The 14,671-nt window shown below is 41.0% G+C and carries 14 protein-coding genes; 1 reads left to right on the top strand and 13 read right to left on the bottom strand.

The genetic code is table 11. The features are described 5' to 3' along the window. Positions 1–278: 278 nt before the first annotated feature. The 11 genes from DET59_RS00430 to DET59_RS00380 all read right to left on the bottom strand — a co-directional run bounded on the left by DET59_RS00430 (position 279) and on the right by DET59_RS00380 (position 11,856). Complete coding sequence (locus DET59_RS00430; RefSeq protein ID WP_113967632.1) at positions 279–2,045, bottom strand: ATP-binding protein; 1,767 nt, start codon at positions 2,043–2,045, stop codon at positions 279–281. Continuing rightward, a complete protein-coding gene (locus DET59_RS00425; protein ID WP_113967631.1) occupies positions 2,042–2,758 on the bottom strand; it encodes a response regulator transcription factor in 717 nt (238 codons plus the stop codon). Before DET59_RS00425 ends, DET59_RS00430 begins: the two co-directional genes overlap by 4 nt. A gap of 116 nt (positions 2,759–2,874) precedes the next feature. Further along, positions 2,875–4,050: a c-type cytochrome biogenesis protein CcsB gene (ccsB, locus tag DET59_RS00420; RefSeq protein WP_113968013.1), complete on the bottom strand. Its 1,176-nt coding sequence runs from the start codon at positions 4,048–4,050 to the stop codon at positions 2,875–2,877. Next, on the bottom strand, positions 4,034–5,701 hold the full coding sequence (resB, locus tag DET59_RS00415; protein ID WP_113967630.1) for a cytochrome c biogenesis protein ResB: 1,668 nt from the start codon (positions 5,699–5,701) through the stop codon (positions 4,034–4,036). Before resB ends, ccsB begins: the two co-directional genes overlap by 17 nt. Before the next feature lie 34 nt (positions 5,702–5,735). Continuing rightward, positions 5,736–6,266, bottom strand: a complete 531-nt coding sequence (gene resA / locus DET59_RS00410; protein WP_113967629.1) for a thiol-disulfide oxidoreductase ResA — start codon at positions 6,264–6,266, stop codon at positions 5,736–5,738. Between the two features lie 257 nt (positions 6,267–6,523). Next, complete coding sequence (locus tag DET59_RS00405; RefSeq protein WP_113967628.1) at positions 6,524–7,255, bottom strand: pseudouridine synthase; 732 nt, start codon at positions 7,253–7,255, stop codon at positions 6,524–6,526. A 773-nt stretch (positions 7,256–8,028) separates the two neighbouring features. After that, positions 8,029–8,556: a spore maturation protein gene (locus DET59_RS00400; RefSeq protein WP_113967627.1), complete on the bottom strand. Its 528-nt coding sequence runs from the start codon at positions 8,554–8,556 to the stop codon at positions 8,029–8,031. Further along, entirely contained in the window at positions 8,557–9,150 is a 594-nt protein-coding gene (locus tag DET59_RS00395) for a nucleoside recognition domain-containing protein (RefSeq protein WP_113967626.1), read from the bottom strand. Continuing rightward, positions 9,143–10,309, bottom strand: coding sequence for a D-alanyl-D-alanine carboxypeptidase family protein (locus DET59_RS00390; RefSeq protein ID WP_113967625.1), 1,167 nt, complete (start codon positions 10,307–10,309; stop codon positions 9,143–9,145). Before DET59_RS00390 ends, DET59_RS00395 begins: the two co-directional genes overlap by 8 nt. Before the next feature lie 202 nt (positions 10,310–10,511). Beyond that, the gene (gene scpB / locus DET59_RS00385; protein ID WP_113967624.1) at positions 10,512–11,105 is read right to left on the bottom strand and encodes an SMC-Scp complex subunit ScpB; all 594 of its coding nucleotides are present in this window, start codon (positions 11,103–11,105) and stop codon (positions 10,512–10,514) included. Continuing rightward, positions 11,092–11,856: a segregation/condensation protein A gene (locus DET59_RS00380; protein WP_113967623.1), complete on the bottom strand. Its 765-nt coding sequence runs from the start codon at positions 11,854–11,856 to the stop codon at positions 11,092–11,094. Before DET59_RS00380 ends, scpB begins: the two co-directional genes overlap by 14 nt. A 183-nt stretch (positions 11,857–12,039) precedes the next feature. Between DET59_RS00380 and DET59_RS00375 the strand changes: the two genes are divergently transcribed. After that, on the top strand, positions 12,040–12,561 hold the full coding sequence (locus DET59_RS00375; protein WP_258549517.1) for a DUF309 domain-containing protein: 522 nt from the start codon (positions 12,040–12,042) through the stop codon (positions 12,559–12,561). 28 nt (positions 12,562–12,589) lie between these two features. Here DET59_RS00375 and DET59_RS00370 read toward each other — a convergent pair whose 3' ends face one another. After that, on the bottom strand, positions 12,590–12,964 hold the full coding sequence (locus DET59_RS00370; protein ID WP_113967622.1) for a GNAT family N-acetyltransferase: 375 nt from the start codon (positions 12,962–12,964) through the stop codon (positions 12,590–12,592). Positions 12,965–13,328: 364 nt separating this feature from the next. Next, positions 13,329–14,630: a diaminopimelate decarboxylase gene (gene lysA / locus DET59_RS00365; RefSeq protein WP_113967621.1), complete on the bottom strand. Its 1,302-nt coding sequence runs from the start codon at positions 14,628–14,630 to the stop codon at positions 13,329–13,331. Positions 14,631–14,671: the final 41 nt, after the last annotated feature.

Below are 14,671 nucleotides of genomic sequence, written 5' to 3'. Positions count from 1 at the left end.
TTGCTTCCCTCCCCGTCTATTTATTAGTCGTTTTTCCTGTAAAAAAGTTACACACTATCAATATAGTATTTTTCTGGTAAAAAGGAAAGACTTATATTTAATATAGGTTTTACCTCAAATAAAAAGTCAACAAGGTACTTATCCCCTGTTGACTTCTCATATTCCCCTTTATTCTCATCATTTTTTCAACATCATTTTTACGTGCAGAGAAAAATAAAGAATGTTTCCCATGTAACAAGAAAAATCGTCAAGTTTCTATGGATAACATCGATTCTTGGCTAAATGGGAAGAAAGAAAGTGAAGGTTGTCCCTTGATCGACTTTACTTTGAACCTGGATATGACCTTTATGGGACTCAATGATGTTCTTTGCGATCGCGAGCCCCAGACCCGTACCGGACTTCCCTCTTGTTCTGGCTTTATCCGCTTTATAGAAGCGCTCGAATACGAAAGGAAGATCTTCTTCAGGAATCCCGGAACCCGTGTCTTTTACGTGGAATAAATAACCACCCTTGCTTTCCGTCAGGGAAACCGTTACTTCTCCACCTGTAGGAGTATGTCTTAACGCATTATCGATAAGATTGGTTAATACTTGTTCGATTCGGTCCGGATCCATGTGAATTTCATTTTTGGTTCCTACGTCGCTTTCAAAATAAACGGAGACCTTTTTTTCTTTGGCCAGTCCAATAAATTTATTCGTCACTCTTTCGGTGAAAGGCATGACACCAATGACGTCTTTATTTAGTGTGATATGCCCTGCTTCCATACGGGCCAAATCCAGAAGGTCATTGACCAGACGCCCCATTCGCAATGACTCATCATAAATAATGCGGGCTATTTCTTTCTTTTCTTCTTCTGTTTCAGCAATATCATCAACGATCGCTTCACTATATCCTTGAAGCATTGAGATTGGGGTACGGAGTTCATGAGAGACATTGGCGATAAAGTCTTTCCGAAGCTTATCCAACCTTCTCTCTTCTGTCATATCACGCACGACCGCCACGGCTCCCCTGATGTTGTTGTTATTGTATAGAGGACTGATGATCACCACATACGAACGCCCCTGCAGACTCAATTCACCTGTCTGCTCCATTTCTGTCACGACCACGCTCTGCAATAATTCCTTTACAGTAGTAGGGATGGCTTCCTCACTGTTTTCACTTTGCTCATAATACCAATGCTGCAGGAATCGATCGGCAGGTGGATTAGTGATCAAGATCGTGCCGTCCCGATTAAAGGTGATGACTCCATCAGCCATACTGCTCAAAATAGAGGAGAGCTGCTCCTTCTCCTGGCTCAATGCGTTAATGTGAAACTTTAGCTGTCTGCCCATTTGGTTAAATCCTGTTGCAAGTTCACCGATTTCATCCTTCGTCAAAATCGGAACCTTTGTATCAAACTTACCCTTTGCTACCTCAAAGGCCGCTTCCCGCATCTTCCTTAGTGGTGCAGTGATACGGGTGGAAAGGAAGAAAGCAAAGATGGTCGTTAGAATAATGGCAATCCCGGCAGCAAGCAAGATCAGTTTCGTTGTTTGACGGGTTGTATCTTTAATAACGCCAAGAGACTGATAGAGATATACCGCTCCATCTTCTTCATCAATATGAAGAGGAGTTCCTACAATGATGACATTTTCATATCGGTTCGACGACATTTCCGTGGATAATTCAATCTCTTTCTTGATGGTGATTTCTTTTGTTTTCACCGATTGAAGTTCTTTATCTTCTGAAATGTACTCATGAATATTCTTTTGAAACGCTGTAGAATCCTGGGAATAAAGTGATTCATTTTGATCTAATGAAATAATGATATTGACTGGATCATCGATGATTTCTTTCCCCAGTTCCATCCCCAGCTCCAAGTCTTTATGATTCTCAATGACTCTCGCCACTTTTTCAGCTGATTGGGTTAATTCTTTTTCGACTACATCGACGTGATAGTTTTGAAAGAATTCCAGTAAAAGAATCGTAAGGATAAATAACACAAAGGAAACTAAGAGGAGAATCGTTAGCCACAGCTTCCCTACAACGCTACGCCATAGCCTCATTCATTTGTTACCTCGAACTTGTAGCCTACTCCCCATACGGTAACAATCATTTTTGCAGCCATCTCGGATACTTTATTCAGTTTTTCTCTTAATCGTTTCACATGAGTATCGACCGTACGCAGGTCCCCGAAGAATTCATAATGCCACACTTCCTTAAGCAGGTGCTCACGGTCAAATACTTTATCAGGAGCTTTTGCAAGGAAATATAGGAGCTCGTATTCTTTTGGTGTTAAGTTCACATCTTTACCGTCAGCGGTTACCCGATGGGCATCATTATCGATCGTAAGATGAGGATAGACAATCAGGTCCTTCGCCTTGGCATCTGTTTGAATAAAGCTTGTCTTTGAAGAGCGTCTTAATAACGCTTTCACTCTCAGTACCACTTCGCGAGGGGAAAAAGGTTTCACTATGTAATCATCGGTTCCCACTTCGAACCCTTGCACTCTGTTCACTTCTTCTCCTTTAGCAGTTAGCATGATCACAGGCGTCGCTTTCTTTTCACGAAGGTACTTACATACTTCGATCCCGTCCATTCCCGGCATCATGATATCCAGCAAGATACAGTCGTAATTATTCTCTAGAGCAAGCGCCAAAGCTTCCTCTCCATTTTCGGCTTCATCAATTTCATAGTTTTCTCTTTCAAGATACATTTTTAACAGTCTGCGAATCCGGTCTTCATCATCTACAACTAAAATTCGAATATTTTCCTCCATGGGTACATCCCCCTTTTGTATAATTACACCATATTATCCTATATTTTAAATGAAAAAAGAAGCTGACTCAAAGAGAATATCACTCTCGTTATAGCCAGCTCCCTCCCGATCGTTATTTAAGCGTATGAATGCAGTCCTGCGATAATGAGGTTAACAGCCACCAGGTTGAATAGAATAATGGCCACCCCGATGACGGCTAACCATGCAGACTTCTCACCGTGCCATCCTTTAGAGAGGCGTAGATGCAGAAATGCCGCATAGAATAAGAATGTAATTAATGCCCATACTTCTTTGGGATCCCATCCCCAGAATCGAGTCCAGGCAATTTGAGCCCAGATCATGGCGAAGATGAGCCCTCCCAGTGTAAATACTGGAAAGCCGATTAATACTGATCGGTAACCGATTTCGTCCATCAGGTCCAGATTCACATTTTTCACGAGTGGCTGTAATTTCGCAGCTATTCGCTTTCTGAAGATTAAGCGTAATAGAAGATAAATTCCAGTTCCAATCAGAAACGACCAAATAACGGTATTAAGTTTCTTAGCATTGATGAGGGCTGGCATTTCTACCAGCGGCTCCATTACCTTGTCAGTTAATAATTGTCCTTCATTCGGTCCGACAAGGGCCGGCAGTGTGTATTCAGAAATCGCTTCGGCCCCTTCTTGATCGACATACTGAAAATTCGCTTCGTAATTTCCCAGGGTAAATGCAGTTGATGCAACTACAAACCCAAATACGATAACTAAAGAATACATGACGGTTTCAAGCCAAAACGATTGCTTGCTTCCTTTTGTATGTTTCACTGATTTCAATAAGTAGATCAACCCTGCCACAAAACTGATGGATAAGATCGCTTCCCCGGCTGAAACCGTTGTGACGTGGATTTTCAACCAATCACTTTGAAGAGCAGGAATCAATGGGCTAATGTCTTTAGGAAACATACTGCCATAGGCGATCACCAAAAGGGCAAATGGTAACGCAACGACACCAAGTATCGTTGTTTTATACATAAAGTAAAGAATGATAAAGGCTCCGACAAGCATCATTCCAAAGAAAGTTATAAATTCAAATAAATTACTAACTGGAGCGTGTCCAGCTGCCCCCCATCTTAAAAAGAAGTAGCCTAGTTGAGCGGCAAACCCGATAAGGGTTAAAACAATTCCAATGAATCCCCACTTTTGCTGATTCGTTTCAGTTGTATTTTTTTGGCGGATGCTACCACCAAAAAACAACGTAGCAATCAAATACATCATGAAGGACACATAGAGTAAATTACTACTCCACTCTGCCATTGTTATCGTTGACATCTTCATTCCTCCTTGCTTCGTCTTTTTGTTGTTGATCTTCAGGTTCCTGTATTCCGGTACCTTCCAAAACGAAGTTGATTTCATTTTTTAATCCATGCCAGTTTTTATTCGTATGACCGGCTACGATGACTCCATCTTCACTTCGCCTGATCCAGATTCTTCGGTGGTGCCAATAAGCACCTTGTACGACACCTATCATAAAGATGGCTCCTCCAACGGCTATGATCCAAAGAGTGAGATCCTTATGAACGGTTAAAGCCGATACATCTCTTGTTTCCACACCCGCAAATGACAATTTATTTTCATTGTCACCAAGCGGTTCCAAATTTTGCTGAATTCCTACAAAGCTCACTTCACCATCGGGTGTTTCAGGCGAGAACAGCTTGAACAGGAATGCAGGATTATTCGGTAAAGGAGACTTGGTTTGTGGCTCTCCTTGTTCATTAAATCCAGAGAAATCAGGATAATATCCCATCAATTCAACTTTATAACCTTCTTCAAATGCATAAGTATCTTGAGGGTCAAATAGATCGACGGTAAATTTACCGAAGCTGTCCCCTGACTCTTTATTATCAAATGTAAAGGACATTGATTTAAATTCGTCTAACTTGTAGCTGGTTTGATATACAGCGAAATTCCCAAATTTAAGAGGGTGGTTCACTTTAATGGAATCCTCTTTTTCCACTTCCCTGTCTGCCGTTTGTCCTGGAAGTTTATCGCCGGATTCTTTATACAGTATCACGTCAGACTGGAAATTCTTTGCGATGGTCCCATTCTTATCAATGGCTTCCCCAAATACTTCTTTGTCTTGATCTTTATCGTATGTCTCTAAGGTAAACCCTTTATTTTCTAAGTAATATTCTTGTTGCGTACCAGGAACCGCCCTTGTTTCACCTTCACGGATCCATACGGTTTCATCAATATACATTCCGGGAACGAATCGCAGCATGCCCCCGAAAAGGAAAATGATTAGACCGATATGATTGACATATGGACCCCATCTCGAGAAACGATTTTTCTCCGCAAGAATGTTTCCGTCTTCTTCCCGGATCTTATATTTTTTTTGAGTTAATTTTTCCTTAATCTTACTAATGGAATCGTTGACCTCTACCATTTCTGTTTTCCCATAGATTCGTTGACGCTTCAGAAAACCGGCATGTCTGGAAACACGTTGATTCTTGAGGGCACGATAGAGGGGAATCACCCGGTCCAGACTGCAGATTACGAGGGAAACTCCAATCGATGCGATTAACAGTAGATACCACCATGAACTATATAAATCATGGAACCCTAGCGTAAAATATAATTCTCCAAAAAAACCATATACATCTTCGTAGTACACATTGGCTGGCTGTCCATTCGGAATATACTGTTCCTGAGGCAGGATCGTGCCGACTGCAGAGGCGATAAGTGTGATGACAATTAACCATACGCCAACCTTAACAGATGAAAAGAAATTCCAAATCTTGTCAATAATCGATTTGTTATACGTTTGGGAACGTCTTGCACTACCCTCATAACGCATGTCATGAAGCTTCTCATTCTTTGCTTCATCCGTTAAAGCACGTCCACAGGATTCGCATAAAACGGTACCGTTAGGATTTACATGACCGCATTCACATTTGATCTCTTTCATGTTAAAACTCCTTATATCAAGTTAAACTGCTGAGCTAAGGCTTGATGCTCTCTAAATCTTCTATGATATCGTTTTCTGACATCGTACCTGTAATGATTTTTTCAATTTCTCCTTGAGGGTTAATGAGGAATGTAGTCGGTAACGGATCTATACCGTACGCATTTTGAACTTCCTCTTCTTTGTCTACTAGAATAGGGAACTCCAACCCGTGTTTAGACACGAATCGATTGATAAGGAAATCTGATTCTCCCACATTGACAGCCAATATGTGTACACCTTGATCTTTATATTTTTCATATTGATTATTCATATATGGCATCTCTCTTTCACATGGTTTGCACCATGTTCCCCAGAAATTCAGGAATACCCCTTGGCCCTCATAGTCAGACAAACGATGTTTATTCCCTTCCATATCTTGTAATACAAAGTCAGGCGCTTGATCTCCCACCTTTAATTTCCCTCTTTCATCCTTCGTAAAGTTTGCATACAGAGTATATGCAACCGCAGAAGTCAGCACAATGAGAATAATTGCCCGGATGAGTAATCTGCGTTTTTTCTTATTCATGTACGTGTGCCTCCCATATTGAAATGGTTCTCAAGAATGGAAATGTTATTTCTCTCTTTACAATAGCAAAGGGCCTGATCTCATAAGAATTCTCTTATGAGATCAGTCCCTGCCATGATGTAATGTCCATTCCTTCATAATAAGCAGGGAAATATCCTTTATATTTCAGGGTAAAATTCCTTCCCCATTATATCATTTATCTCTTTAGAGATAGTGTAAATTATATGAAGGATATGTGACACTTTCCATGCTATTCTCTATCTGATGCTTCCCGTTTCAGCAAGTGTTCTTAGCTGTTTCACTTCATGGGGAGTAAGTTCTCTTCCTTCTCCTGCGTTCAACCCATGAAGAGTAAGGAATGCATATCTTTCTCGTTTAAGCTTTTGAACCGGATATCCAAGGGCCTCGAACATTCTGCGTACCTGGCGGTTTCTGCCCTCATGAATGGTAATTTCGACGATGGATTTCCCTTGTTTCTTATCAATGCTTAACACTTTCACTTTTGCCGGAGCCGTCATGCCGTCCTCCAATTTAATCCCTTTTTCAAGTTCTCTAATTTTGAATTTAGGTGGAATTCCTTTTAATCTCGCTACATACGTTTTTTCGATTTCGTTACTTGGATGCATCAGGGAGTTAGCGAAATCCCCATCATTGGTTAGAAGAAGGATACCTGACGTCTCATAGTCCAGTCTTCCTACCGGATAGATTCTTTCTTGTATTTCAGGGAAAAAATCCGTTACGACTTGACGGTCTTTATCGTCCGTCACAGCTGAAATGACCCCTCTTGGTTTATAGAGCATATAATATACTTTATTTTCTCTTTCAATCTGAATCCCTGTCACTTCAACTCTATCGGAATGAGAAACCTTGGTTCCTAATTCTTTCACTACTGTACCATTGACCTTTACTTTACCTTCTATAATTAATTGCTCAGCTTTTCGTCGTGACGCTACGCCACTATGAGCAATAACCTTTTGTAATCGTTCCACGGTCTTTCACCTCATTTAATTTTCAATACATTTGTCTTCATGAATTATTACACAATCCAGGCAAAATAGAAAGGTATAAAGAAAAATCGACCTTTTCAGTCGATTTCTTTATACCTTATTGTTTCCTTTATAATAGATTTTTTACAAAAAAGTTGTTTTTAACTTATGGTCTGCCTGGGCTCTTTCAATCAGTGTGTGCTGGATGGTGAGGGGAACCAATCCGCTGATTTTGTTTTTTATATAAGTGGTAGTGTTGAAATATGGACCGTTCCTTTCCGCTCCAGACACAAGATTCCCCGGGGAGGAAGTCGAGCCTCCTCGGGCTTTGCCCTGTGGGGTCTCGACCTTTCCTCTATTTCCCGCAGGAGTCAAGTGCCTTCCGCTACAATCCACTCTGAGCTATTTCACATCTTTGCGAGGTCCGAATTCACGGTTGCCTTGGATTACAATTCAAAAAGGACATTGAAAGGCACGCATAAGATCCCAATAAACCTAATAAAGAAATAGATTTTGAAAAGTCACTTTCACAGATAAGAAAAGAAAGAAGCAGGTTAAGAGAATGATAAAATATATTGAATTCCAAAATAGAAAAAATAACAATATTATTTTTTTGATTCTTTTGTTCCCAAATCCAGCGGGTGAGACCCCAGGTTCTCAACTGAAGAGACTCTCCGCAGCACCACGGACACCTGGAGCGGAAATCATTTACTACTTTCATCTCTAAAAATAGCAACAAACTATACGAAAAGTGCCTTATTAATAGAAACCCACCCTTAAAACATAACCGTGACGATGAAGATTGCAGCTACGATCCCTACGACGTCGGCTAGTAATCCAACTTTGAGGGCGTCTCCCATTTTCCGGATACCTACCGCCCCGAAGTACACGGTAAGTACGTAAAGGGTCGTATCGGTACTTCCCTGTAAGGTTGAGGCAAGTCTTCCGATAAAGGAATCAGGTCCGTGGGTAGCGACTATATCGCTCATCATACCCAGGGCAGCTGTTCCTGAAATGGGTCTGATAATGGCAAGTGGTACAATCTCCGGCGGAATACCGAGTGCAAGCAATCCCGGACGGATGAGGTTCACAAAGAACTCAAGTGCCCCTGATTCTCTGAAAATGGTAATCGCCACAAGCATTCCAATGAGAAAAGGAATGATCGATACAGCAATTTTAATGCCTTCTTTTCCCCCATCTACAAACACTTCATACGTTGGTACCTTTTTGAAGGTCCCATAGATTAATATGAAGCCAATCATAATCGGGATTAACCATAATGAAATGGTGGATATCCATTGCATCTACTTCACCTCACGACGAGTACGTCTGTAATGAAAATAACGGTCTATCAGTATGGCTCCGATGGTCGATAGCATGGTGGCAATTAAGGTTGGTCCTACAATTTCAGTTGGAGAAGCTGAATCATATTTCATCCGGATCGCAATGACCGTTGTGGGAATGATGGTAAGACTTGACGTATTAATCGCTAAGAAAGTAATCATCGACCTGCTCGCATAGTCTTTTCCTCCGTTAAGCTCCTTCAATTGCTCCATCGCTTTGATCCCGAGAGGTGTTGCTGCGTTACCAAGGCCGAACATATTGGCCATCATATTCGATAATATATACCCCATTGCAGGATGATTATCAGGTACCTCTGGAAACAACCGGGTGACAAATGGCCTGAACAGCCTGGCCAGTTTATCCAACAATCCCGCTTCCTGGGCAATCCTCATGATTCCCAACCAAAACACCAATACACTGACCAACCCTATACAGAGGGTAACGGCTTCATTTGCAGAAGTGAAAATGGCTTCGTTCACTTCTTTCATCTTCCCGTTGATAATGGCGAACACCAAACCGATGATGGTCATCCCAACCCAAATGAGATTAACCATGATCCCTGACTCCTATAAAGGACTCAAAGGAATAGGCCCAGAATTTCCACCAGCTCTTTTCTTTATCTTTTTCATCCGTTGTTTTATAGAAAATGGGAAGAGTGTCTACTTCTTCGTCTTCTAAATACACCACAGCCTTTCCTACTACTTCAGGTACATTTTTATTCTTTAACCATTCCTCTTTAGGCTTTAACATTTTGTACTCTACCTTCACATCATCCACTTCATCATCTCGAAGGGTTAGGACAGACTCTCGTTTAAGAAAGGCATGATCCTTATATATTTCGTCATCCATTCTTTCAATCGTGCCTTCTTCCAGGACGATCTTATAATCATATTGCTTAAACCCGTATTCAAACATTCCTATATGATCATTCCAATCATCAGGTCCATTAAGGGTAACGGCAATCAGGTTCTCCCCGTCCTTGGAAGCTGTGGACACAAGCGTTCTTTTGGCTAGTTTTGTATATCCCGTTTTCCCACCCGTACTATGCTTATACAATTCTGTTAATAATCTATTTTTGTTCTTCCACTTCCGGTCCCACTTTTCTTCAGGGTTTGGTGCTGTATGCACTTTTGTCCCTGCAATCTCCTTGTATACTTCATTCTCCATTGAATATCTAGTCAGAACTGCCATATCGTAAGCAGTGGAATAGTGGTCTTCATGATCATCGAGACCATGTGGATTGGAAAAATGCGTATTTTTCATTCCGATTTCATTCGCTTTTTCATTCATCATATAGGCAAACCCGTCAAGACTTCCTCCAACAGATTCTGCGATAGCGACAGCCGCATCATTACCGGATCTCAACATAAGCCCGTAAACGAGATCTTCCAGCTTGATTTTCTCCCCCGCTTTCAGGTAAAGGGAGGAGCCTTCCGTGCCCGCAGCATTCGAAGATACCGTTACTTCCTTATCCATCATTCCGGATTCAATCGCAAGAATCGCCGTCATGATTTTTGTGATGCTTGCTATCCGACTTTGACTGTGGGCATCCTTTTCATAAAGGATCCTGCCCGTCTCCTGATCCATTAAAATCGCCCGCTGTGAACTAACAGAAGGTGCGGCCTGAACTTCATTGGATACGACTACAAATAGCAAAGTGAGGATTAGAATATAATATATGTAAAATTTCACTCTCTTACGATTCACACCCATCTACTCCTTTAATTCTAACGTGTTTGTACAAGTTTATGCAGGACAAGGGGTAATATGAATGAAAATCCGTAATTCACACCAAGGTTCAATTTCTGGCATTTCACCTACGAAAAAACACAGCAGAGGTTCTCTGCTGTGTCTTTCCGTGATTCTATTCTTTTTGGCCCGAGTCCACGCCTGTCCATTTATATGTGATTCTGCTCTATTCTTTCGATTCAATCGTTTCCTGGAATTTCTCGAAAAACAAGTCCGCTTCATCCTGCATGAATTCGTCCTCGATATTTTCAGGTAAGGGAGGAAGTTCTTCTATTCTCTTCAATCCGAAATAGTCCAAAAATTCTTTTGTCGTTCCAAATAAGTAGGCACGACCTGTCCCTTCCGCTCTTCCTACTTCCTTCACCAGTCCTTTTGACGTAAGGGTCTGAATGGGACGCTCGGTTTTGACACCTCTGATTTGTTCAATCTCCATCCTCGTGATCGGCTGCTTATAAGCGACAATCGCAAGTGTTTCTAGAGCTGCCTGCGATAAAAAGCTTACATTTGGTGACTCAACCAATTTCTTTAAGTAATCGGCGTTGCTTTTTTTTGTCACCAATTGAAAGGTGTCCGCAATCTCAATCATATAAATACCCCGATTGGGATCCTTGTCATAATCCGACTTTAACTCCTCGATCACAGCCATCGCTTCCTGATCACCGATTTCCAGAACAGAACAAACCTGCTTGAGTGAAAGACCTTCATCACCCGCTGCGAACAATAAGCTTTCCAGGATCCCTTTCCAATTATGACTGTTCAACTAGACCTACCTCCTCTCCTGCTTCAACAAAGATATCCGTGAAGTTTTTTTCTTGATTGACAATGATTTGCTTTCTCTTCATTAATTCCAGCACGGCAAGGAAAGTTACAACGAGATGTTCTTTATTATCAGATGGGAAAAGACTTGTAAAGGATGTACGCTCTTTGATATTTCGCAGGCTATGAAGAATATCATTCATTCTTTTCTCAATGGATATTTCCTGTCTGGTAATTCTGGTTTGCACGGGTCTTTGCAACTTCTTACGCCTCAATAGTTTATGAAAAGCTCCTAGCATATCATATAAAGATACTTGAACCTCACTATTCTTTAAATCCACTTCCTCTGTAAACTCCGAGAGATCACTTGGAGGTTTCGTATACACTTGTCCCCGTTCTTCCTCACGGTGCTTCAGCTCATTGGCAGCTTCTTTAAACTTGCGATACTCAATCAACCTCTCAACTAGTTCATCACGGGGATCTTCCTCTTCGAATTCAATTTCATCGCTTGAAAGGCCATCATCATGTTTAGGGAGAAGCATTTTACTTTTAATCGCTAATAATGTAGCTGCCATCACTAAGTACTCACTGGCAACATCAAGTTGCAAACTCTTCATCGTATGTACATATAACATATATTGCTCAGTAATTTGAGCCATAGGGATATCATATATATCGACTTCCAACGAATTAATCAGATGCAAAAGAAGATCTAACGGACCTTCAAAAGCGTCAATCTTCACATTGTATTCCACTTTATCACCAAATTTCTAATTACAGTCATTCCTGATCGCTACTTAATAGTATAGTAGATTGACCTCTATTCTCCAATAGAAAGTTTTTGAATAAAGAGGAGGTACCTGTCGTTTTGGCAAAGATGTTGAATATGCTACACTTTAAATACTCAAACGGTATTTAATTATAAAGGAGGGACTCACATGATTTATCCTAAACCTTACTTAGAATTCTTAATGTATTTCCACGGAAATCGTGATTACTTCGAGTGCCATGAAGTGTTGGAAGAATATTGGAAGTGTGTTGACCCTAAGAACCGTTCTTCCCATTGGGTTGGTTTGATCCAGCTTGCTGTGGGTTTGTATCATTACAGAAGAGGTAATCTTTCAGGAGCAGCCCGGACATTTAAGAAGGCCGTCCAAAATATCGAACTGAATCAGGATGAACTTTCCCGTTTAGGGATCCACCCTGGTAAACTTCAGGAAAAGCTTGTTGAAATCACCCATGGGCTAAGTACCAATCAGCCCTATAGCAGCATCAATATCCCCCTGACGGATGTTTCTCTACAAGAGCAGGTCCAATCCCTGTGTGAGGACAATGGGTACTCATGGTGTTCTCCAAGTGATTTAAAGAATAACGAGCTCATTCATCGACATTCCTTGCGTGACCGTTCAGAAGTGATTTTAGAGCGGAAAAATGCATTACAACGAAAAAAAAGAGGCTGACCACCTGCTGATCCGGTGGCCGTCCTCTTTATTGTTCTTCATCTATCATTTTCTCTTGCTCGATTTCGTCACATTTCTCAAAGAATGAAGCGGTCTCTGAATTCGGCTTCACTTCATGCTCAGAATGCATGTCTCTAAGATGTTTCACCATTGATTTCCCAATTCCTTCGTGCCGATGGGATGGATTAACGGATATATGCTGAATTTCTAAAGTGCTATCTGTCTTGAATACGCCAATTAAACCTACTATGTCCTCTTCTTTCCATAAAAAGAGCTGCCAATTATCTTCAGTTTCGTATTGCTTCATCGTCTGTTGAAGCTTCTTCAAATCCTTTTCATGTGGCATGAAAGATAATAACCCCATTGCGATCTTTTCAAACGCCTTTTTATACCGAATTAACATATTTACCCCTCGTTATGTTTTATGTCTAATCTATCTATTTCCTATTATAGACAAAAACTAGAAATTTAATTGATATGAACGTTTATTCATCTTACTAAATTTACTTTTATTAATCAACTTTAACCAATCAGTTTCCCGCCAGGAACAGCCAGTAAATGACTCCCCATACTATGCCTGATACTAATAAAAACAAGAACAATCCCTTATTGCTGATTTTCATATATGACTCCTTTGTCTACACTATATTCACCTTTATATGTCATTGTTATTGTATAGTAAAATCAATATTTGTTAAAGTATGTAATAAAAAATGCAAAAAAAGTAGTCTTTAAGTACGATATACTTAAAGACTATGTTTCAGAGCTTATTTAAACGTTACATCAAGTGAAACCATATCCTCATATGTCTCTCTTTGAACAGCTAATCTTGCTTCTCCATTTTCGACAAATACGACAGCGGGACGGGGAATACGATTGTAGTTATTCGCCATGGAATATCCATATGCACCAGTACAGAACACAGCAAGAGTGTCACCAGCTTCTGATTGTGGAAGGGGTAAATCCCAAATCAACATATCTCCGGATTCACAACATTTACCAGCGATTGACACGGTTTCTTCAGGGGGGTGATCTGCTTTATTCGCAATCACCGCTTCATATTTTGCCTTGTAGAGAGCCGGTCTTATATTATCACTCATTCCCCCATCAATGGCTAAGTACTTCCGGATGTTGGGCACTTCTTTTCTAGACCCTAATGTATATAGGCTGGTCCCTGCATCTCCAACAAGGGAACGGCCCGGCTCGATCCAAATTTCCGGCATTTCAAGGTTGTACTTTACCACTTCCTGTTTTACAGCCGCAATCATTTCCTTCACATATTGTGCAGGTGGAATCGGGTCATCATCCTTCGTATAGCGAATGCCAAATCCACCGCCTAAGTTAATCACTCTCGGATCGTAATCATATTGAGATTTCCATTGTGCCACCTTCTCAATAATTTTTTTTGCAGCAAGAATGAAGCCTGTCGTCTCAAATATTTGGGAGCCAATATGGCAATGCAGCCCTAACCATTCAATCCCGTCATAGCTCATCGCCATTTTCATTGCATCCCGGGCTTGACCATTCCCCAAATCGAATCCGAATTTGGAATCCTCTTGTCCGGTTAAAATATAATCATGAGTATGGGCTTCTATCCCAGGCGTTACTCTTAACAAAACCTTCGTCACTTTTTCAGCGGATCGTGAGATGTTATTCACAAGTTGCAGCTCGTAGAAATTATCGACGACTATGCAGCCTATGTTGTTTTCAATGGCCATCATCAGTTCTTCTTCAGATTTGTTATTTCCATTAAAATGGATGCGTTCAGGAGGGAATCCTGCCTTCAAGGCAGTGTATAACTCCCCTCCTGAAACCACATCCAGTGATAATCCCTCTTCTTTCATCAATTGAAAGACCGCGATACATGAAAATGCCTTACTGGCATAGGCAACTTCCGCTTTCACTCCCAGGGAATCAAATGTTTCTTTAAAACCTCTTGCCCGTTCCCTAATGAGTGCAGTGTCATAAACATAAAGGGGTGTACCGTATTGTTTGGCCAGTTCTAAGGTACTCACCCCTCCTATCGTTAGGTGACCATTTTTTATTTGTGCTGATCCATGAAGATGCATGAAACGTCTCATTCCCCTCTTTAATGCTCTCCTAATTAAAC

The sequence above is a fragment of the Rossellomorea aquimaris genome (genome assembly GCF_003315075.1).
In the GTDB taxonomy this organism is placed as follows: Bacteria; Bacillota; Bacilli; order Bacillales; family Bacillaceae_B; genus Rossellomorea; species Rossellomorea aquimaris_C.
Note: the sequence above shows the minus strand (reverse complement) of the source record. Positions and strands in the feature narration are given on the sequence as shown.